The 21,449-nt window shown below is 52.4% G+C and carries 15 protein-coding genes and 1 tRNA gene; 8 read left to right on the top strand and 8 right to left on the bottom strand.

Annotation, left to right across the window (positions count from 1 at the left end; genetic code table 11):
* The first annotated feature begins 152 nt into the window (after positions 1–152).
* Entirely contained in the window at positions 153–3,407 is a 3,255-nt protein-coding gene (locus ABJ196_RS06955) for an immunoglobulin-like domain-containing protein (RefSeq protein ID WP_347305798.1), read from the top strand.
* A gap of 61 nt (positions 3,408–3,468) precedes the next feature.
* Here ABJ196_RS06955 and ABJ196_RS06950 read toward each other — a convergent pair whose 3' ends face one another.
* Positions 3,469–3,705 carry a hypothetical protein gene (locus ABJ196_RS06950; protein ID WP_257036091.1) on the bottom strand — a complete coding sequence of 79 codons (237 nt, stop codon included), beginning with the start codon at positions 3,703–3,705 and terminating at the stop codon, positions 3,469–3,471.
* A gap of 5 nt (positions 3,706–3,710) precedes the next feature.
* On the bottom strand, positions 3,711–4,211 hold the full coding sequence (locus ABJ196_RS06945) for a ribonuclease domain-containing protein (RefSeq protein ID WP_347305797.1): 501 nt from the start codon (positions 4,209–4,211) through the stop codon (positions 3,711–3,713).
* Between the two features lie 75 nt (positions 4,212–4,286).
* On the opposite strand from ABJ196_RS06945, the gene dnaG reads away from it, so the two are divergent.
* Positions 4,287–6,200, top strand: coding sequence for a DNA primase (gene dnaG, locus ABJ196_RS06940; protein ID WP_347305796.1), 1,914 nt, complete (start codon positions 4,287–4,289; stop codon positions 6,198–6,200).
* 141 nt (positions 6,201–6,341) lie between these two features.
* Here the strand turns inward: dnaG and ABJ196_RS06935 are convergent, their stop codons facing one another.
* Both ABJ196_RS06935 and ABJ196_RS06930 read right to left on the bottom strand, forming a co-directional pair.
* A complete protein-coding gene (locus tag ABJ196_RS06935; RefSeq protein ID WP_066511559.1) occupies positions 6,342–6,608 on the bottom strand; it encodes a hypothetical protein in 267 nt (88 codons plus the stop codon).
* Positions 6,609–6,851: 243 nt separating this feature from the next.
* Positions 6,852–6,924: transfer RNA gene (locus tag ABJ196_RS06930), tRNA-Asn, on the bottom strand.
* Between the two features lie 354 nt (positions 6,925–7,278).
* Between ABJ196_RS06930 and ABJ196_RS06925 the strand changes: the two genes are divergently transcribed.
* The 6 genes from ABJ196_RS06925 (at position 7,279) to ABJ196_RS06900 (ending at position 15,776) form a co-directional block, all read left to right on the top strand.
* Positions 7,279–8,139, top strand: a complete 861-nt coding sequence (locus ABJ196_RS06925; protein ID WP_347305795.1) for an ABC transporter permease — start codon at positions 7,279–7,281, stop codon at positions 8,137–8,139.
* Complete coding sequence (locus tag ABJ196_RS06920; RefSeq protein ID WP_083314897.1) at positions 8,120–8,968, top strand: ABC transporter ATP-binding protein; 849 nt, start codon at positions 8,120–8,122, stop codon at positions 8,966–8,968. Before ABJ196_RS06925 ends, ABJ196_RS06920 begins: the two co-directional genes overlap by 20 nt.
* Positions 8,955–10,952, top strand: a complete 1,998-nt coding sequence (locus ABJ196_RS06915; protein ID WP_347305794.1) for a glycosyltransferase — start codon at positions 8,955–8,957, stop codon at positions 10,950–10,952. Before ABJ196_RS06920 ends, ABJ196_RS06915 begins: the two co-directional genes overlap by 14 nt.
* A 13-nt stretch (positions 10,953–10,965) precedes the next feature.
* The gene (locus tag ABJ196_RS06910; protein WP_347305793.1) at positions 10,966–11,451 is read left to right on the top strand and encodes a hypothetical protein; all 486 of its coding nucleotides are present in this window, start codon (positions 10,966–10,968) and stop codon (positions 11,449–11,451) included.
* 17 nt (positions 11,452–11,468) lie between these two features.
* Positions 11,469–14,192: a glycosyltransferase gene (locus tag ABJ196_RS06905; protein ID WP_347305792.1), complete on the top strand. Its 2,724-nt coding sequence runs from the start codon at positions 11,469–11,471 to the stop codon at positions 14,190–14,192.
* A gap of 417 nt (positions 14,193–14,609) precedes the next feature.
* A complete protein-coding gene (locus ABJ196_RS06900) occupies positions 14,610–15,776 on the top strand; it encodes a GT-D fold domain-containing glycosyltransferase (protein WP_347305791.1) in 1,167 nt (388 codons plus the stop codon).
* 107 nt (positions 15,777–15,883) lie between these two features.
* On the opposite strand, the gene ABJ196_RS06895 is transcribed toward ABJ196_RS06900, so the two are convergent.
* The 4 genes from ABJ196_RS06895 to wecB form a co-directional block, all read right to left on the bottom strand.
* Positions 15,884–16,762 carry a glycosyltransferase family A protein gene (locus ABJ196_RS06895; protein ID WP_141759181.1) on the bottom strand — a complete coding sequence of 293 codons (879 nt, stop codon included), beginning with the start codon at positions 16,760–16,762 and terminating at the stop codon, positions 15,884–15,886.
* 394 nt (positions 16,763–17,156) lie between these two features.
* Complete coding sequence (locus ABJ196_RS06890) at positions 17,157–18,692, bottom strand: glycosyltransferase (RefSeq protein WP_083314894.1); 1,536 nt, start codon at positions 18,690–18,692, stop codon at positions 17,157–17,159.
* Positions 18,693–18,704: 12 nt separating this feature from the next.
* Positions 18,705–19,952 carry a glycosyltransferase family 4 protein gene (locus ABJ196_RS06885; RefSeq protein ID WP_347305790.1) on the bottom strand — a complete coding sequence of 416 codons (1,248 nt, stop codon included), beginning with the start codon at positions 19,950–19,952 and terminating at the stop codon, positions 18,705–18,707.
* 123 nt (positions 19,953–20,075) lie between these two features.
* Positions 20,076–21,257, bottom strand: coding sequence for a UDP-N-acetylglucosamine 2-epimerase (non-hydrolyzing) (gene wecB / locus ABJ196_RS06880; RefSeq protein ID WP_070736378.1), 1,182 nt, complete (start codon positions 21,255–21,257; stop codon positions 20,076–20,078).
* Positions 21,258–21,449: the final 192 nt, after the last annotated feature.

Here is a 21,449-nt window from a genome sequence, read left to right as displayed (position 1 = left end):
ACGAGAAAGATAGGCAGGCAAGTTAACGTCATTTGCCTTTAGTTTCAAATTAATTCACTTGAGTGACACGAGTTTGAAAAGTGACATTTCTAGCATTACACGCGTACCGAAAAGGTATACCTTTCGAAATTTCTCTTTCATCAAGGATGGCAATGCATTCCAATATTTCGCGTAAGGCGAGTTTTCTTGCCCTTTTGAGCCTTGCGGGCTCGTCTTTTGTTGCTCCGACCCTGGCCAACGCTCAAGAAGCGCCGGCTGCTGACATCATTGATGTCTCTTTTGCCGATGGTCGCGCCACCGATAAGGCCGCTAACACCGCAACAAACTTGATGGGTGCTCCGAAGCTCGATACGGATCCGGTTCTTGGAACCCCGGTCGCCACTTTCGACGGTGAGCGCGACGCGTTTGGCTTCGATATCGGAGACAAGTACGACGAGCTCAAAGATGGCTTTACTGTCGAGTGTGTCTTCCGCTACGACGGCAACCTTGATGGTTCTGAGAAGAGCTTGTGCGCCAATAAGGAAGCGGGCGGCTGGGCCATGGTCGCCTACGGTGACCAGCTCACGTTCACCGTTCACGTGAACGGTTACAAGCAGGCCAAGACGAAGATGGAGGAGGGTCAGTGGTATCACGCCGTCGGCGTCTTCGACGGAAAGACCTCCAAGCTTTACGTCAATGGCGTAAAGGCCGCGGAGACTAAGGCTGAAGGCACGATGACCCGTCCCGGCTCTAACGCGGACGCATTGACTCTTGGCGCGGACTCTGGCCCGAACAACGGTGCTCAGTTCTACTCGGCGGCTACGATTTCTGCAGCCCGCATTTTCTCCGAGCCTTTGGAAGACGCTGACATTGCGTCCCTGTACACCACGTCCCACCTGCAGACGGATCTCAAGGGCGAAATCGCCTCCTCGACGCCGGCTGAGGGCTCCTTCCTTTCGCAGCCCACCGAATTCGCCATCGAGTTCAATAACCCGGATCTCTTTGCCCGCGAGCTCACCTACACCTTGGACGGCGAGCCCATCGCTATCGGCGAAGAGATCGGCCGCGGGCTCAGCGCCGGCGAGCACACCATCACTGCGGCTGGCCACGATGTCTTTGGCAACGAAGTCTCTGAGTCGTACAGCTTTACGTCGGCGAACCTGCCGGTCGGTGAGGGAACCGACTCCACGCCGGAGGGTGACGGCGTCACCATCGCCGCCCGCGCAGTAAATCCCAGCGGCGAGGACGTCAAGACGACCTTCACCAAGGCCGACGTCGACGTCGCGCAGGGTGGCACGCAGGGCTCGTTCACCGAGATCCCCGACACGCTCGACTTCGATGCTGCCGATGCCGCCGAGTTTGACACCGTCCTTAAGCCCGGCACCGGTGCTCAGGTCGAATCCACCAACACGGGTGACATGCCCTTCCAGCGCTTCGATCTCACTCTCGCCAACAAGGACGCCGAATCCCATGACCTCGTCTGGTCTGGCACCATCGACCCGAAGCGCACAGCCCGCCTCTACGTCTGGAACGTTAAAACCAGCGAATGGCAGCTGCTTGCCGATGCCCCGGGTGCTGCGGATAAGCCCGTGACGCTGTCGGCCGAGGCGAACAAGGACTTCGTCGACGGAGACACAATCCATGCCATGCTCGTTGGCTACGACACCTTCGCCGATGATCTCAATGAGCCGGTCGAGGGCTCCTTTGCGAACCCCGAGGACTACGATTTCGCCATCGCTCACCACACGGATACGCAGTACCTGGCTGAAGGCGCCGTCGAGAAGGCGACGGAGGAGGAGCGCGCTAAGTGGCAGGAAGCGTACACGTCCGTACCGCAGTGGATTGCAGACAACGCCAAGGAACGCAAGATCGTGTACTCGGCACACACCGGAGACATCATCGAGGACTGGCACCACGATCCGTCTCTGAAGGAGGTCTCGAAGAAGCAGTTCGAGTTCGCTTCCGAGGCGCAGAAGATCCTTGAGGACGCCGGTATCGTCAACAGCGTCCTTCCGGGCAACCACGACAACCTCTCGGGTGCCGAGACCGGCGCAGACAGCTTGTACAACCAGTACTTTGGTCCCGAGCGCTATGAGGAGCAACAAGGCAAGGGTGACTGGAACACCTACGACGCTTCCTACCACCCGTGGAAGGAAGGCGACAACGATAACCATTACGACCTGTTCTCCACGAACGGCCTCGACTTCGTAGCCGTGAACCTGGGATACGACGTCACCGACGAAGAAATTGCATGGGCCGACGGCGTCCTGAAGCAGTACTCGGACCGTAACGGCATTATTCTCACCCATGCCTACAACAAGCCGTCGAGCAGTCCCGACGGACGCGATGCAGTCGCGTCCCACGATGGCCGCGCCGTGTACGAGGGGCTCATCGAGAAGAACCCGAACGTGGCACTCGTCCTCTCCGGACACGAGCACGGCGTCTCCATCGTCACCCGCAAGGACGCCGGCCAGACGAACAATCACGTCACCGAGCTTCTTGCGGACTACCAGTTCTATGAGGTCGGCACCGACGAGCTCGGCATCACGGAGGTGGGCGACTACGGCGAGGACACCGGTGTGCGCTTCGGTGCCTCCTTCTTCCGTCTTCTGCAGTTCGACCTCGACGCCGGCGAGATGATCGTGGATACCTACTCTCCGCTCCTTGATAACTTCGGAGCAACCGAGTACGACGACCGCGGGCGCTACAACGGTCACGAGGATGAGTTCCGCGTGCCGGTCCAGTTCCAGACCCGTAAGACGAACTTCACCTCTAACGCCATGCTGGCGCTGACCCCGACGGACGAGGTCATCGGCACGGATACCGCGAAGTCGGGCTGGGGCGCAAGTACGCAGTGGACTGGTCTCACCCCAGGCGAGACGTATGGCTGGTACGCTCAGTCCACCGACGCTTCTGAAAAGGACGCAGACAAGCAGGGCTTTACCCGCCAGTTCGGCTACTTCACGGCGACCGAGCCGACCGGCGACCGCGAAGCTCCCCAGATCGATGTCCCCGCCGGGGCACTGAGCATCATGGCAGGAGAGAAGGCCAACCTTGCGGAGGGCGTGACGGCTACCGATGCCACTGATGGCGACCTCACCAGCTCCATCGAGGTCGTCGGCTCCGTCGACACGTCGAAGCCTGGAACCTACTCGGTGACGTACAAGGTGGCGGATGCTGCCGGAAACCAGGCCATCGCCAACCGCGTCGTCGAGGTGACCGGTAAGGACAACGGCGGCGCGCCTGGCAACGGCGATAACGCGGGCAACACCGGTGGCTCCTCCACGTCGGATGCGGGTCTCGCGGGTGTCTTGGGTGCATTAGGCGGCGCAATCGTCAGCGTCATCGCAGCCTTGGGCGCCATTAACTTCCTGGTGCCGGATAGCCTTGAGAAGGCTTTCCAGAAGCTGCGAAAGATGCTGGGCTAAGCCAGCATCCGGCTGAAATGATAAAGCTCGTTGTTCCTCTCGGAACAACGAGCTTTCTTCTTTACCGCACCAACTTCACACCCTCAGCTTCCAACACCCGCACCAGGTCCTGGTAGTCATGCAGCTCGAGCGCCATATCCGCGGCCACAATCACGTCAACATGGAACTCGCGCACAAAGTCCGCCAGCGCGTCGAGGTTGCTGGGGGCAGGGGAGTCTCCTACAAAGTGCATCTTGCCCAAGGCAGCAAAGAATTCCTCGCGCGTGCGCAGCGGTTCGGTGATGAGAACTCGGTTCATGATGGTTACCCTTCCGCGTCGGGGATGGAGCAGAAGCTTTCGTAATGGTCGTTGGTGTAGTACCAGACGTCGGGGTCGGTTTCGGAACCGCCGCCGGTGATGATGCGGCGTGTGCCGCGATGGTTGAGGCCCGGTGTCTCGACGGTGTATTCGCGGTAGTAGTCCCGCGACTCCTGGGGCAGCACGCCTTCGTAGTTGCCAAACCGCACGTTGTCGTTGTCGGGGTACTCGTACGGCCCGCCGGCGAGGATGTCGTCGACCGTCTCCGCCGCCTCAGCCGGCAGCGTGTCCAGAGCACACGAGCCTTCCGATGCCCCCTCATCTCCCGCCGTCCCAGAAGCCGTCCCAGATGCTGAGGCAGGAGCAGACGTAGCCGACGACGACTCCTGAGATGAGGACCCAGAATCCCCGCCCAAGTCGATGCCAAAATAGCCCGCCACGAGGACTAGCACCACGCCGCCGATGACGGCAGGCAGTGATTTCTTCGAGGGGGTAGAGTGCGCCATACCCCCATCATTGCAAACGGATAGCACCATGAAGAAATCGGTCGCTGATTTGCCAGTGCAGGTAATCTATTACCCATGGCGAAAGGCAGGATTCCGGACAGCGATATTCAAGCGATCCGTGAACGTGCACCCATTGAGGAAATCGTGGGGGAGTACGTGCAACTAAAGCCTGCTGGCTACGACTCGATGAAGGGCCTGAGCCCTTTCAAGGATGAGCGCACCCCCTCGTTTCACGTGCGTCCGCAGCGCGGCTACTATCACTGCTTCTCCACGGGCAAGGGCGGCGACGTCTTTAACTTCCTCATGGAGATGGAACAGCTGACGTTTCCCGAGGCCGTCGAGGCCGTCGCCCAAAAGATCGGCTACCAGATCACCTATCAAGGTGGCTCCGCCGCCGCCCGCGAGGAAAAGCCAGGCCTGCGCCAGCGCCTTATCCAAGCGAACAAGGCAGCCCACGACTTCTACCGCAAGCAGCTCGAAACCCCCGAGGCCGCACCTGGCCGAGATTTCCTCCTCAACCGCGGCTTTTCCCAAGAGATCATCTACGACTTCCAGTGCGGCTACGCTCCCGAGGGCTGGGACACGCTTACCAAGCACCTCATCCGCATGGGCTTCTCCTTCGAGGAACTCGAAAAGGCCGGCCTGTCCAAAATGGGCAAGCGCGGCCCCATCGACATGTTCCACCGTCGCCTCATCTGGCCCATCAAGGATCTCGCCGGCAACGTCATCGGCTTTGGCGCCCGCAAGCTTTTCGATGATGACCCGATGGGCAAGTACATGAACACCAGAGAGACGGTGCTCTACAAGAAGACCAAGGTCCTCTTCGGCATAGATCTCGCGAAGAAGCACATCGCGGAAGCCCACCAGGCCGTCATCGTTGAGGGCTACACGGACGTTATGGCCATGTACGCCGCCGGCGTCAAGACCGTCGTCGCCTCCTGCGGCACCGCCTTCGGCGAGGACCACCTCCAGATCCTCCGCCGCCTCATGCTCGACGACTCGTATTTCAATGGCGAGCTCATCTACACCTTCGATGGCGATGAGGCCGGCCAGAAAGCCGCCATGCGTGCCTTCCAGGGCGAGCAGAAGTTCACCGGCCAGTCCTTCGTCGCTGTCGCCCCCGAGGGCCTCGACCCCTGCGATCTGCGCATCAAGCGTGGCGATGCCGCCGTGCGCGACCTCATCGCAGATCGCATCCCCATGTTCGAGTTCGTCGTGCAGACCATCATCGCCGGCTACCGCATCGACACTGCCGAGGGCCGCCTCCAAGCCCTGCGCCGCGCCGTCCCCGTCGTTGCCGACATCCGGGACAAGCCCCTGCGTGACGAGTACGCACGCCGCCTCTCCGCGTGGGTCGGCTGGCCTGACCCCATGGAGGTCCTCCAGCAGGTCGAGCAAGCCCACCGCGCCCCGAAGAAGGAGAAGCGCACCATCCGTCGCTTCGACGATTCTAAGCAGGCTCCTGCAGCGCAGGACGTCCCCGTGCTCCATCGCCCCAACCCGAAGGACACGCACCTCTGGCCGCAGCGCGAGGCCTTAAAAATCGCCCTTCAGTACCCGCAGAACGCCGGCGAGTACTTCGATGGCATCGATGCCTCCAGCTACACCAACCTGGCCTACCGCGCCGTGCGCGAGGCCATCTCCAAGGCTGGCGGCATTGCCACTGCCTTGACGATGCCCCCAGTCGAATGGGTCGCAAAAGTCAGCGAGCAGATGCCCGACGTCACCGCCCAGAGCTTCATCTCTGAGCTCGCCGTTGAGGAAATCCTGCCCACCGATGTCGACATGAATGTCTACACCGACTCCGTGCTTTCCCGCCTCCAGGAGTCCCGCGTCGGCGACCAGATTGCGCTCATCAAGGCCCAGCTCGGCCGCATGCGCCCCTCCGACGACCAAGCGGCGTACAACTCGCTGTTCTCGGATCTGGTTGCGCTAGAACAAGCTCGCAGGGAGCTTAACGAGCGCGCGTTCCGAAGCGGACAGAACTAGGAGCAAATTAACCATTTTCGACGCGGCCGGTAATCCGCCGTCACTTTTCGCAAACAAGAAAAATTCGAATGAGCACCACCCTGAGGGCGGTGCTCATTCTGGCTACTAGTGCGCAATGCACACTAATATCAGTTTAAACTACTAATCTTGGTCGGGTTCGTACACGGTATCCGAATTGTCGAATTGACCCGAATTCCGCCGTCCGCGTGAGAGATCCTTGACCTCTTTCATTCTCGGTTCCGGATCGAGACGGTTGGCAATTGCCCGACGAGTGCCGTTAACAAGCGTCTTGGTGGCAGGGGAGTTCACCAGCTTTTCGTAACCATCTTTGATCTGGTGGTAGCGCTTCCGGCCCGCCTTAGTGCCGAATACGTAGCCTGCCGCGGCGCCAACAACAAACTGGATCATTTGTGGGGAGCTTCCTTAATGATTTGAGTAGTAAGTATGTGGAACATAGCCTACCTACTTCTCGCTTTCGACGTCTCGTCCCTTCCAATACGGTGTGGGTATTAGAAAGGGCTTTGGCTACTTAGCCGGCTTAAGGGACGTTCCTAAAATGTCCGAACCCCTTCTGTCCCTTAAGCCTAAACCTCGAATCAGGGGTGGCTTGAAACAAAGAAACCACCTGTTCCCAGGTGGTTTCTCCTTCTGCTCCTCCAACTGGGCTCGAACCAGTGACCCTTCGATTAACAGTCGAATGCTCTGCCAACTGAGCTATGGAGGAAGGTGGCGCACTTTGCGTTTCCCGCTCTGTGCGATGATTGAAACTATAGTAAGGGAACCGTTGGGTGTGCAAATCGCCTGTAGGGATACAGTTTTCGTGCGTCGGGCAGGCCTGCAATGCCCCTGCAGGCCTCACTGGCGGCAGCCCGAGCTAATTGTATTAGTAACTGACGTGGACGACGAATAGTGCTGTAGCCTTAGAAAGGTAAAATGACCTTAATGGGCAAAGTGCTCGAATCTTCAATATGGAAGGCAGCTAGTCTTGGGACGACATCGGAAGACCAGCTCCAAGAAGAGTCTTTGGGGCGCATTTAGAAGCGACCCGCCAGTTGAACGTACGAGCGCGAAGGGAGCTTTGTTGAAGCGCGAAATAAGTTTTGATTCTTCGCAGCTGGTGGGCCTGAGATCAACAGACGGATTCGGCTCTTACATTGCTAGAATTTGGGAGTATCGAGCCTTCATTGCGTTTGACGCCAAGTCGAAGGCGTTCAGAACAACAAGTAATTATAAGCTTTGGCGTTTTTGGCTGATTGCCCAGCCAGCGCTCGACGGCGTTATGTATGGCCTGATCTTCGGACTGATTCTGAGGACAGCTCGAGATATCGATAATTTTGTCGGATACTTAATCTTGGGCGTCACTTTTTTCAATTTTCTCACAAAGCTTGTGAACTCGGGTGTAGGCATTGTGAAGGCCTCCCAGAACCTAATCGATGCCTTCTCTTTTCCGCGAGCTTGCGTAGCGTTTTCGCAGATGCTCCGGTATACGTACGACCTTCTTCCATCAGCGGCTATCGCAATCGTGGTGGCTCTATTAGCGCAGTGGGGGACCTGGCCGACGTGGCGGATTCTTGCGGTAGTTCCACTTTTGTTGTTGCTTTTGATGTTTGGCGGAGGACTTCACTTGATATTGGCGCGGATTACCGCTTTCGTACCAGACATCGGTCCATTAGTTGACGCCGGTATGCGCGCCTGGTTTTTTATCTCTGGCGTGTTCTTCTCGGTTTCTCGCTATGTAGATCACCCGTTCCTAATCAAAGCGATGACTATGAACCCAGCGTATCAATTTTTGGAGGCAATACGAGGAGCGGTAATGTACGCATCTCTTCCGTCTCTGGGCGTTTTTGCATCAATTTGTGCTTGGTCGTTTGGAACGTTTTTGTTCGGGTTTTGGTTTTTCTGGAGGGCCGAGGAGCGTTATGTCACCGTCGAACGTTGATGGAACACTACCGGTGTTGATTGTAGAGAACGTAGAGAAATCTTATAAGGTTGAATCGCGAGACATTTTTGGAATGTCATTCAGGCATGCACGCCTTGGTGAAAACTCGGTTCGAGCACTTAAAGGAGTTAGCCTTTACGCTTATCCAGGGGAAGCCATCGGGCTCATAGGGCATAATGGTTCAGGCAAGTCGACTCTGTTGCGGCTGATTGCTGGGAACGAAGTCCCAAATACCGGACGAGTGCTGGCTAAGTCACGGCCTGTCTTGCTTGGAGTGTCTGCGGCATTGCAATCCTATCTGACCGGAGAGAAGAATATTTGGTTAGGTTGTTTAGCGATGGGTATGAAGCCCGAGGAAATTGACGACAAGTTTCCAGAGATCGCCGAGGCCACAGGACTTGGGAAAGCGATTTATCGACCGATAAAAGGCTATTCATCGGGGATGAGCGCAAGGCTTAAATTTGCGATTTCGACGTCGATAACACCAGAAATTCTGTTGGTTGACGAAGCCTTGTCGACCGGAGATGCAGCTTTTGCTGCTAAAGCTGCGGAGAGGATGGACCGAGTCCTTGCTCGCGCAGGCACTCTTTTCCTAGTTAATCATTCGGTTCAATCCATTCGGAAAAACTGTTCTCGGGCCATTTGGCTTCATCAGGGAGAGATTTTGGCCGATGGTGAGGTGGACGAAGTAACGGATGCATACTCCGCTTGGGCTGCCGCCAGTGCTCGTGGCGAAGACGACCTTGCAACATCAATACTTGAGGGACATCGCCTGACTTACATGCCTCCGCGGTTTGCAGATATGAGTGAGCGGCATGGCGACGTATAGCGTTGAGCTTCCCTCAGTCGATATAATCGTTGCGATTTACAATTCAGAGTGCTACCTGCAAGATTTCCTGACTAGCTTGAACTGGCAGTTTGAAAACTATCGAGGGGCACTGCGCGTCATTTTTGTCGACGACGCATCGACCGACAAATCGAAGTCCGTTGTTCGCCGGTGGCTAACGCGGTGGCCGACACGTGGTGAACTCATTGAAAATACGTCAAACCGTGGTGTTTCCTATTCTCGAAATCGAGCCTTGTCGGTTGCAGATGCTGACTGGGTGAGCTTTGCGGATCCAGATGATGTCCTTTCTCCGAACTATGTTAAGAACGCGATTTCGGCAATGAGAAGGGCTGAGGAATCTACAGTTGTTGACGCTATTTTTTGCAAGGTCCTCATTTACAGCGAGAGAGACCAAACTCTCAAGAATAATCATCCGCTAACCTATCGATTTGAAGAATACCGAGGTCCGTTGGTGCTTAGTCAGCATCCAGAAGTCATACAGCTCGGTATACCAGTGTTCCTGAGAGGAAGGACTCTTCGTAAAGCAGGACTCTTTTTTGATGAACGAGTCCGCCCTTCCTTTGAAGATGGGAAATTTATTGGTCAGTATCTTCTAAGCTGTAGCTCCGCGTGTGTTGTCTTAAGTGACTCTTCACATTATATTTATCGTAAACGCGGCGATGGCGGTTCATTAGTGCAAGCGGGGTGGAAGCAGTTATCGCGTTTCGACGAACAGTTGGAATTTGGGTATCTGGCGCTCATCCGATCGTCGGCGGGAACAGAACTTTCCAAATGGGTAGAAAACGTAGTCCTTTACGAGCTTTCGTGGTATTTGGATGCCGTCGATCAATGGCCGGGTTTCATTCTTTCAAACCCTGTGGAATTCAGTGCGTGTCTTGATCGGCTTGCAAGAGTAGTTCGGAAAATCTCTTTGGACTCGTTGTGCGAGTTTCGCATACGCCCACTGAATTTGGAAGCAATGCTTGCACTGCGTACTAGAGGACTGAAAGATTCGATTCATAATTCGGAAACAATAATCGAATCCAGTATAGGCGGGCGGGATCAGAGACCTGTCATTTGGGGCGGCAAACAAATCGGGTATCTTGGAGTGTCTGAATTGCGGTATGTTGAGAGATGGCGTTCCAGTCAAACAAGCTACCGCAGTAAGTACTTTCCGACTCGCATTAAAGATTTGGATTGGGCAGTTATCCGGCTGCTAGGGCTCTCTGACTATGTTGTTGGGCATTGCTCGCGTCGTTTAATGAACCTCTTTCGCCGGACAGCGCGACGGATGTGCTTTGTGCTATCACAGAATTTGCTTTCAACAGCAAGATCGCTTTTATTGAAGCTCACGGATTATCGTATTTTGGTGCTTATAGACCGCCCTTGGTCTGCGCACGATAATGCGGAGCACCTTTATAGATATATGTCCGATTCAAACCGACACGTCTTCAAGCCCTTTTTTGTCTTACAAAAAGAAAGCAAGGATTGGGACAGGCTTGTAAGGGAAGGCGTCAAATTGGTTCCGTACGGAACTTTCCGAGCTAAGTTCCTGTACCTGGCATCAGTTGCCGTTGTTAGCAGTGATGCCATTGCGAACAACATGTACTTCATTCCTGGGCGTTTTCAGCGGAACGCGAAAATACCACCTTTCGTTTTTTTGCAGCACGGAGTTGCGCTCAATGATCTCTCAGCGTGGCTCGCTCCCAAGACAGTGGCCGCGGTCTGCACGTCGTACCCGGGTGAGCAATTGCTTCTCGGACCTGATGGCGCTGGAGACCGTAAAGTGATTGAATCTGGTTTAACTCGGTTTGATCGGCTGTTTAGGCTTACTCAGAAGCAGCAGTCCAAACGAGGCACGCAATGCATCGCTCTTATGCCTACTTGGCAGAAGGGCCTTCGAAACGCGCTTGTCGAGCAAGCATCGGAACAAACGCAGACTATTCGTAGTTCGGAATTCTATCGTCAATGGGGGGGGCATTGTTAGGGGCGTCCAAGACATGGTGGACCGCAGCGGCGGGACGATAAGAGCTACATTTCTACTGCATCCAAGTTTCGAGGAATTTCGCGGTGCATTTAACGAGGCCTTTGGTGTCGAATTTTTTACGTTGGGTGACATTGATGTCCAAGCACTACTGGTTTCTGCGACTGAGTTTGTAACCGACTATTCTTCATTGTCGATAGATGCGAAGTTAGCCGGAGCTGCTGTTTACTTTTATCAACCTGCGCGCACAAGGCCTTCGAGGGGTCAGACACACGTATATGAGCCAGATTCTAATAGCTATGCCGCTTTAGGCATTGGAGAAATTTGTGAAGATTCGGAGACGTTGCTGTGTAAACTATATGATAAGCAGGGAGAAAGTCGTTTCGAGGAGAGCTTTATAGAGTTCCTCAGGCGAAAATTCGATGGTGGAGCCTGCCGACGGGTGGAAGCCGCTCTGCAAAGCCTTAGGGCAGAAGCGCGTGGTAAACCAAAGTCGAACTAAAACAAAAAGGACTATCAATGGGAGAGGAAAATATGGATCGAATCGTCGCCCCTACGTTTAGTATAATTATGCCCATTTATAACGTGGAGCGATATCTGGCTGAAGCCATTGAGAGCGTGATCGGTCAGACGATAGGTTTCGAAGATAATGTCGAATTAATTCTTGTAAATGATGGGAGCCCCGATGGCTCCGAAACGATTTGTTTAAATTATCAATCGCGTTTTCCGAAAAACATCCGATATATTTACCAGAGTAACCAAGGGGTCAGCGCAGCGAGAAACCATGGAATAGATTTTGCGCGCGGACAGTATCTAGGTTTTCTTGACCCAGATGATAAGTATCAAGAGAACGCTCTTGAAGCAGTATCGGAATATTTCGGCAATGTAGGCCGTGATCTCGATGTTGTGTCTATTCCTGTTGTTTTCTTTGGGGCACGAGAGGGCATCCACCCGCTTTCGAAAAAATTTGAAAGCGGTACTCGCGTTGTTGATGTTAATCGTGAGTGGCAGTCCCTCCAGGCTCATGTCAGTAGCTCATTCCTGCGCCGTGATTCAGTTGTTAAATACGGCGTGCGCATGGATTCTCGGTTGATTGTCGCCGAAGACCGGAAGTTCTTGACTCAACTGATAATGCGCAAACAGAAGTATGGATTACTTGCTGAGACCAAATACCTTTATCGAAAGCGTGAAGAAGAAAATTCGGCGATCGACACCGGATCACAAAAGGAACAGTGGTTCTCTCCCGTTCTTGAATATTGCGATATCGAACTGTTTGATGAATTTAGAGATGCTAAAGGTTACGTGCCTCGGTATGTCCAAAATGGGGCAGCGTATGAGATCCAATGGCGTCTAAAGCAAAAAGAGCAACGCATTCTGAAAGACTATGAAGAAGCGGATTATATCCGAAGGATAGAGAGGCTGCTCCGCGACATTGACATAGATGTAATCCTAAAGCAGCGCCATATTTATATTGATCACAAACTGCTGGCTCTCCAAATGAAATTTGGTGAAAACGTCCTCACCCATTCGACCCTTAGTGGCAATAGTTTTTACTATCGAGGGAAAAAGATTTGGTCCGCCACGGAGGAGAAATTTACATGTCTGCTTGACAGGGTGGAGATGCAGGGGACGGATTTATTCCTTGCCGGTACTTTCCGCGGGGTACCGTTTGAGGGGATAGACTTCGGGTTCATTCGCGATGGCAAATTTGTTGCTGTTGAGACGATGCCCGCGCCTGAATATCGGTCGGTGAAATTCTTAGATCGTGTTGCCTTTCAGCCCGTCTACTTCCGCGCCAAGTTGAAAATGCGAGTAGGGGGCAAGATACGCCCAGCGGTACGCGTGAAGGGCAAGATTCTTAAGTCAAGAATCGAGTTTCGGAAGCCCTCGGGCTTTGTTAATGGCTCTTCGACTTATCGTGTTGATGGCCGTTACATTTTGCAGAACGGCCATAATGACTACATCGCCTTAAAACAGAGAACCAGATTTGAACTAGTACGCCGTGAAGCTTCTTTCCTGAAAAGCATGGCAAAGAATAAAGAACTCAGAGGCGTAAATCACCGCCGCCTTACCATTGCTCTGGTCAGGATTCTCCGGTTGTTCCATCTACTGTTTGCACGAAAAGATATCTGGGCCATCTCAGATCGCCCAGGGTCTGCAGGCGATAACGGTGAGGCGTTCTTCGCGTATGTTTCAAAAAATTGTCCTGCTGGTGTGAAACCAATCTTTTTATTAGCGAAAACCTCGTCAGATTTTGCGCGTATGCGAAACTTGGGGAAGGTTGTGGATCCAACGACTCTTAGCGGAAAGCTCACGGTTCTGTGCTCGTCACTTTTAGCTTCGTCACAGATTGATGACTATGTAGTCAATCCCTTTGGCGTAGATTGGAAACTTGTCGGCGATTGCTATACCTTTGACTTCGTTTTCTTACAGCACGGCATTATGCTCCACGACCAGTCGGGTTGGCTGAATAGCTTTGAGAAGCGTATTGCGCTCTTCGTGACGAGTAGTGAAAGAGAGCGAAAAGCGATTCTCGAAGGTGGGTATTTCCATGAGGACGAACGAGTCGTCCTAACTGGACTCCCCCGGCACGATAGACTGGCTAACCACCCCAAAAAGAAGCTAGTAATCGCTCCGACTTGGAGACTTTCCTTGTCAACAGCACTTGATCACGAGTCGTTAGAAAGGCCCTATAATCCTGATTTTGTAGACAGTCAGTATTATCGCTTTTTTCAGGACCTTATGAACGACGAGAGACTTCATGCGTCAATGGTCAAGCACGGCTATTCTGGACAATTTTTAATTCACCCTAGCCACGCGGCGCAAGCGCGGGATTTTCTAGGGAATGACCGATTCGAGGTGTCCTTACCACCGCATGATTATAGAAATGCGTTCAACGAGTGTTCTGTCTTTGTCACCGATTACTCTAGCGTGGCGTTTGACGTTGCTTATCTCAGGAAAGAAGTCATTTACGCGCAGTTTGATCGAGCTGAATTCTACGGCGGGCATATCTATGAGGAAGGATATTTTTCGTTCCGGGACAATGGATTTGGTCCGCTTGCCCTCGATTATGAGTCTACTGTTCAGGCCATCATAGAGAAGCTTGAATCTGGAGAGTCGAAAGCTGCGACGTTCTACCGACAACGCATGGATGAATTCTTTGCCTACGACGATTCGTCGAATTCGCGTCGACTGATGGATGCCATCGCTTCTCGGAACTTGGGCCGCCGGCTTGTTCGATAGCTAGGTTTGTCGAAACAAATTAGCTTCGCGAGGATGGCGACCGTTAGCCATCCCCGTACAAGACTTAAAATTAACGTTTGATGGATAAGAGAAATAGTGCCAGTGAGATGTGCGCTCCTGGGGTCAAACGAGTTGGTTCCGCCGAATCACGTGGTTCTTCTTTTTGAGCTGCTAGGCGAGTTGACCGACTAGTGTAGGCCATCGTAGTTATGACATGGTTTTGAATGTAACCGCAACGAGTTTAAGCAGCAGGGCATCACGACTGGAGGGGTCTTAGCCAAAAGGCAGCTAAGGCGAGCTGGTGATTTTGCAACTGTCGAGCGAAATTGCCGTAACTCAGGAAGAGTCAACTTGTATAATCTTACAGGATGGCCCTACGAATAATGTCATCATCGAAGAGATAACTAAGGAACCAAAATGAAATTGACTCAGGCAGAAGTTCTTAAAGAGCTGCAGCTAGCTTTTGAGAATCACCCCTACGTAAGTAATATCTCGACATACAAGAACGTGGCTTTCGTAGGGATTAAGACTTCGATTCTGGATTTTGCTGTTGAATTCGATGGGCTGAATAAAGTTGAGCTAGTATGCAGGAACGATCATACTGCTGGAAAATTCAGCAGATTTTTCCGGTATCCGTTTGGCGCCGGTAATACTGTAATTAGCGACGGTCGAGTGATACACCCGTGCTTTGTCACAGCGAAGGGAACCTCATTTTCTGAATCCGGTGTGTCAGCCGTCGCTTTCGGAATTGTCGCACGTTGTTTAGAATCTCAAGGGCTACTTGAATATTGGGCAGAGCCGTTGGTTGATGAAATGCGAAGGGTTTCGACTACGGTTTCTTTGGACACGCGTAATCGTGTCCTGCTCGATATGGATGATACGTTCGCAACTCGCCAGCTGTCTGTTCTTGAGACTCTCGAAGTAGTGGACAAAGAAGAACTTAGCCTAGCCCGGTTCGGTGACGGTGAGATCAAGTGTATGGTCACCGAACGCAATATAGGTTTTCAAACGCACGATAAGCGGTTGATGCGTGAACTCCGAACCATGAGCTCAGTCAATCCGGCTGGACTATTGGTGGCCTATCCAGAACCACTGGTCGAAAACAAATTCTGGCTTGAATTCTGGACACAATACTGGCCCTTGACGCGATTCTTTCTCAAAAACGACCGGTTCGGAGACTCCTTTGTTTCCCGACCGCAAGCATTTCAGGCCTTTGGTCAACCATTGGTTGATGCGTGGAAGAACCTGTGGCGTGGTAAGAAAATTTGTATTGTTACAGGTGAGTCATCACGGATGAATCCGGAGCATGAGATATTCGATACGTCCACGTCATCAGACATTATCTTGTCTAAGAACAAGGATGCATATTCAGATGTGGAGAGGATAGTCGAGGAGTGTAAGAAGCGGAAAGACGTTGACCTTTTCCTATTTGCACTGGGGCCCGCCGGAACCGTTCTCGCCTACCGCCTAAGCCAGCTTGGGCTTCGGGGCCTTGATGTAGGGCACTTAAATAATAGCTTTGACAACGTGTTTTATAAGGGACCTCGGCCTGAGCAAGTTGAGATCAAACCAGTGACCACGTAGACCACGTAGTTCGTAATCGCACATAAGCGGGTAATGGTTCGCCATGGAATTGTTGGCCGGGGATTTCCGTCTTACTTTCGGAGCCATCGGACTTGGAGATTAGTTCTTTAGGAGACTCTATTCCTATTGGGAATTTGCACTGAGCGGTCGACGATCGTCTCTTTTGCGATTCCCCATGTATGGCTTGGACCCAACTGGCGCGAAACGCAAAAGTTGGTTGACGGCATAGCAACTATTGCATGATTTCTCTTAAGTATGTTGGCTAGAAAAGTTGAGTCCTCGCCCATATTGAGATTGCCAAAAGCTACCTCTTTTGCGAGGACGGTGCGAAAACAAATGGAAGCGCCCATTAGCGAATTCGTGAATTCAAACCTGCTTGCGTTTCCCCTGAAATATAAGCTCTCATCGTTCTCAAATTTAAAGAGTGCCTGTTTCACTCCAGTAACGGCTGCGCTATAGCGCTTCAGCGTCTCGATGCTGTTGAAGAGATGATGCGCTCCATATATGTCGTCATCATCGATCTTTGCGGCGTAGTCGTACTTTGCCTCTTTGAGGAGTCGATTGTAACCTGATCCCAGTGTCTCGTGGCTTGGGATATAATACGTTTTAATGCTGTCAGCGCCGATTTCTAGTAAGTTTCGAGATAAATCGTCGATCCGGAAACCATGCGTTCCGAGTAATAGTTCGATTTTAACCTTTCGTTGTTTTTCGAGTTGTTTTACTAAATGGGGGAGCATCGACGGTCGGTTTGTCATGCAGATGACTGATATGCCTTCAGGCTTAGGTGGAGTCTCGTACATAGGTTTGCCCCAATTGTTTGCTATGTAGCTTGCAACCGCTGTGTTGGGCTCTAACTGTATATGGAGGTTGGAGACCGAAAACCCAAGCGAAGCACAGGTATTTGTGAGTTCCTGCTTATCTTCTCTTTTGGCCACAACCTGGACATGATCGACGAATTTGGAGGTAAACTCGAGAAAATTAGTCAATTCAGGACTATCCCAAGCAAAAGTTTGAGTCCGCTTTAATGGTTTGGGTATGAGCAACGAACTGCTTATTCGGCGAGTTTTCCCGAGACAGGTCGCATCGTCGTAATGTACTGGTGAGCTTGAGATGGTTGATCTGTCGTATTGGACAGTTAACGTCAGACTTCGAGAATTGCTTCCGTACACAGATGAATTCATAGGGTAGATGCTGTCTTGAGCTGGTATATCATCCCATTTTTCCGGTATCGACCAGTACTGTGTTGGGACACGTGGTCGGTGGCTCCACTGATACTGGGGGCTTGGACGGCCGAGAAGATGTCGCTGAATGCCTTTAGCAATGAACTCGAGTCTGGTGAGCGCATGGTTCAGCGTGGCTCGGGTCGCGAGTAACGCACTTCTAGGCATTTTGAAGTACCTCAGTGTAGGTGGCGATGAGCTTCGTAATGGAACGCTCCCAAGTTCTTGTCTGGGTGAAAGCGCGTGCCGCAATGACGTCTACGGCGTTGGCTTGAATAATAGTATCGGCGAGTGAATAGGGGTCCTCCGGAGCACAATAGAGTGCATGGCCACCTGTAACCTCTCGGAGGGCAGGGAGGTCTGAAGCTACGACAGGGATGCCTAGGGCTTGTGCCTGTAGCGACTTGATCGGGGTTACGTTGCGAGTTACTTCTGTGTCTTTCCGCGGGACGAGGAAAACGTCGCAGGCAGCGTACCAGTCCAGAACATCTTCACGTGATACGGCCCCGACAAAAGTTACTCGGTTTTCTAGGTTTTGGGCTGCTACAAGCTTCTCTAGGCCGGGCACTGCGGTACCTTTGCCGACAACGTATAGGTGGTGGTCTACTGGCAGAAACGCCATTGCACGGATGGCGTCGTCAACACCTTCGTAATCTACAAGGGAAGAAATAATTCCGATAACTATACGGGATTCTGGTATGCCTAGGGTTTTTCTGACCACGGACTTTTCAAATTTTTGTGAGGCCAGCGACGATGCGATTGAGTTTGGAACCACGACGATTTTGTTGGAGTCAACCCCGCGATCGACAAATTTCCTTGCGGAAACCTCGCTAAGCGCAACAACCCGATCAGCTGAAGCGGCAAAGTAGGTTTCCTGGCTACGGCGGTAACGGTAATTCTCGCTTCTTATCGGATCAGATTTGTGAAGTTCCTTCAACTGACGAGACAGCCAGGTGTTTTCAGGTTCACCTCGAAGTTCATAAATCCACGGAATCCCGAGCGATTTTGCGACAGAGCGCGCGACGAGCCCGTTTTTGAAGTCTGTGGTCGTGTGGATTATGGAGATGTTATTTTCGATCGCGATCTGCTTAACCTGCTCCGCAGTCTTCTTCAGCCGTAAAAGTTTGTTGAAGGGCAACGTCAACGGAAGAAGTCGGTGAAACACAACCCCGTGGTTGGTCTCTTTCGTGCTAGACGCCAACTTACCAACGGAGATCGGGTAACCAAGTCGAGTTACAGCCTGTATGAAAATGTCTTGATTTTTGACCTCCGCCATTATAGCGTCAGAACGCTGCGTATATCCGGAGCTAGTATACGGAGTCGAGTTCGTGAGCAAATAGAGGACTCGAGGTTCTTCAGGGGGTGTGTAGTCGACTTTTTCCAGTCCTAAGTCGTGACACTTTAAAACTTCGAGCTCGGATTGGAGAATTTTTCTCTGTAAAGAAAACTTGCTCAGGCTAATCGCCGCAGAGATATTTCCCTTGCTAAATTCTCGCTCAGCGGAACTACGGTGCGCGAGAGCACATGTGCTGATGTTGTTGAGCAGTAGCTGTATTTTAGCTGAACGAAGGGCAGGACGAAGCCGATTTGTGACGTTGACTAAAAATTGCGCAGGCGCCTCTGCCACAAACGCAGTAGCTGCGCTAGCTAGAAGCGGCACTACTTTGAGTCGGGTGACTGTTTTTGAAATACGCATTATCGGAACTTTCTACGAAGAACGGTTTGCGAGTTCAATGGCGCTTAGCAGTTGTTCGACAGCAACGTTCGAACGCTGGTGCTGAATCCAAGAACGTGCCTTTGCCGGAGAGTGGTTGAGGCCGTGTGCGAGAATATGCATCCAGACGGCTGCTAGTTCCTCAGGCACACCAGGCGCCGCCGTAGCTCCAGCGTCCAATTCGGAGATGATAGCCTCGGCTTCGCCGTTTACGACGCCAGAGATATGGATGCCAATCTCCATTAGTTCATAAGTTTTTGAGGGGACTGCTTTCGCTAGAGCTGGCCAATTGGCGAGATGAACGAGCGCTGTATCGGCCCATTCATAATGTTTCTTCATTTCCTCCAACGGTGCGCGTTCATAGAATTTCACATTGAGCTGATGATGCTCACAGAATTGTTGCAACGATTTTTTTGCTACTCCTCCTCCTACAATGTGCATCTCTGAACGCGGAGCAACTGCTTGAAGCAGTTGAAAAGCAACAATTGCGTTGTCCAGATCTTGAGCGCGGCCTAGAGTACCACCGTAAAGTATTCGAAGGCTCCCTTCCTCGTGGAGCGTCTGTCGGTCTATTCGGAAGTCCTTTAACGCTGGGGACGGAAAGACGTTGCGAATGATGAAACGGTGCTCGTTTGGGACCTCAAGATCCGCCGCAGTAACTATTACACCGGATGACTTCTGGAGTGCAGACGTCATCGCTACGCTGGTCGCATGAATTACTGGTATCTTGATTACTTGTTTGATGAGGTCTTTCCATGACTTCTCCTTATGAAGAGAGGAGTTCCATTCGGAGGAATTGTGCAGCAACTCGGGCCAAGCATCTCGAAGATCGATTAAGAGGCCAGCGTTTGAGAAAGTCGCGATGATCCTGGCGACGATCGCTGACGGTATTGCTGGGACTGTACCGATAACAACGTCGGGCACGAAATCTCGTCGACGAATGATACCAACTGCTTTTCTTAGCGTACTGGCGGCGATATAAGCCTGCGAGATAACGCGGTCTGAGATGCCGCGTCCGTGCGGACGGAAGTTGCTGCGGAAAATCCGTTCACCGTGGGCACCGAGCTCCGAGGACACTGGAGTCCAATTTTTGTCCAATACGCCAGTGGGGTAATGGGGCGGGGGAGCTACAACGGCGACTTCATGACCGTTTGCTCGCAATACCTCCGCGAGCCATGCCCAGCGTCGTTGCGGGACGCCATTTTCGGGCTCCCAATATTGCGAGATTACAAGAATGCGCACTACTTGTCCTCTCTGAAATATTGTTGCAAAAGAATAGTCTTAACGTTACCAACAAAGTCTTCGAGGCAGGTACCCAGTCCGTTTTGTTGCAAAACAACGGGCGTCAACTATGTATTGAAAGCATTAGCGCTCGTCCGCATAGCTTTTACCGTGTAATGACTGTGGCGTAAACTGCTCAACGCGAGTGCCGACGCCGGTTAGCTCGGCAATAGCTGCGACGCTTCGGTATGCGGCTCGCCCATCACCGTAGGGATTAATAGCCTCAGACATGTGCTTATATTCGCTGTCGTCGTCAAGCAGGAGAGAGACTTCACCGACAATAACGTCTTCATCGGAGCCAACCAACCGAACGGTGCCGGCTTCGATGGCCTCAGGGCGCTCGCTGGTATTGCGCATGAGAATGACTGGAATCCCTAGAGCTGGTGCTTCCTCCTGGACTCCGCCGGAGTCCGTAATGATGAGCTTGGCTTTCGCAAGCAGGTGAGTGAACTGGTCATACGGTAGTGGAGCGCTAAGTAAAACATTATTGTTTTTCACTACTTGTGGAGCGATATTCTTCCGGATGACAGGGTTTAGGTGTACCGGCAGAATGAAAGTGTAATTAGGATACAGCTTTGCGAGGCGCGAAATTGCATGACCGATCTGCTCCATCGAATCCAGGTTTTCGCGACGGTGCGTCGTCACGACAATAAACTCTTGGCCAGACTCTAATACTTCAGCGATCCGGGGGTCTTCGAAGCCGACGTCCCAAGTCGCGGCTTCGTGCAGTGCATCGATGACGGTGTTGCCTGTGACGACGATATCTTTCCGGTTGACGCCGTCAGCAAGTAGGTTGCTCCGGGCCGAGTGAGTCGGTGCGAGATGCAAGGATGCCACGGTAGTGATTAGACGACGGTTGGCTTCTTCTGGGAAAGGGGAGCTCATATCGCCAGATCGAAGGCCTGCCTCGAGATGTACGACTTTGACGTGGCGATTGAAACCAGCGATTGCGGCGGCCATAGCAGTCGTAGTGTCGCCTTGAACCACAAGAATGTCCGGGGCAATGCGCTCAAGTAGCTTGTCTAGCCCCTTGAGCGCACGGGACATTATGCGGTTCAGTGGCTGCTTCTTATGCATTAGGCTAAGGTCAAAATCGGGCTCAATTCCAAACATGACGTTGACCTGATTAAGCATCTCTTGGTGTTGGCCCGTAGACACGATACACGTGACGAATCGTTTGTCGCTCTTGAGGGTTTTAATGAGGGGCGCCAATTTGATTGCTTCGGGTCGAGTACCATACGCAACCATGATTTTGGGCTTCTTCATACGTTTCCCTGTGTGAGTAGTTCTGAGATAAAGCTGTGTGAACAGTTGTCTCAATGATAGCGGAACTACTTGATAGGCCAAATAGGCTATGTGGTCGGTGAAGCCAACTAAAGTTTGAGATTTCCAGATTTTCTGGCTGGCGTAGTGGTCCCATTTAGTTTTCCTGCCTGCATCCCGTAGTTCATTCCCCGT

The organism is Corynebacterium sp. SA-MJD20WY100 (assembly GCF_039822565.1).
GTDB lineage: Bacteria > Actinomycetota > Actinomycetes > Mycobacteriales > Mycobacteriaceae > Corynebacterium > Corynebacterium phoceense_A.
The sequence above is the reverse complement of the archived record's forward strand: the minus strand, read 5'-3'. Positions and strand labels throughout refer to the sequence as shown.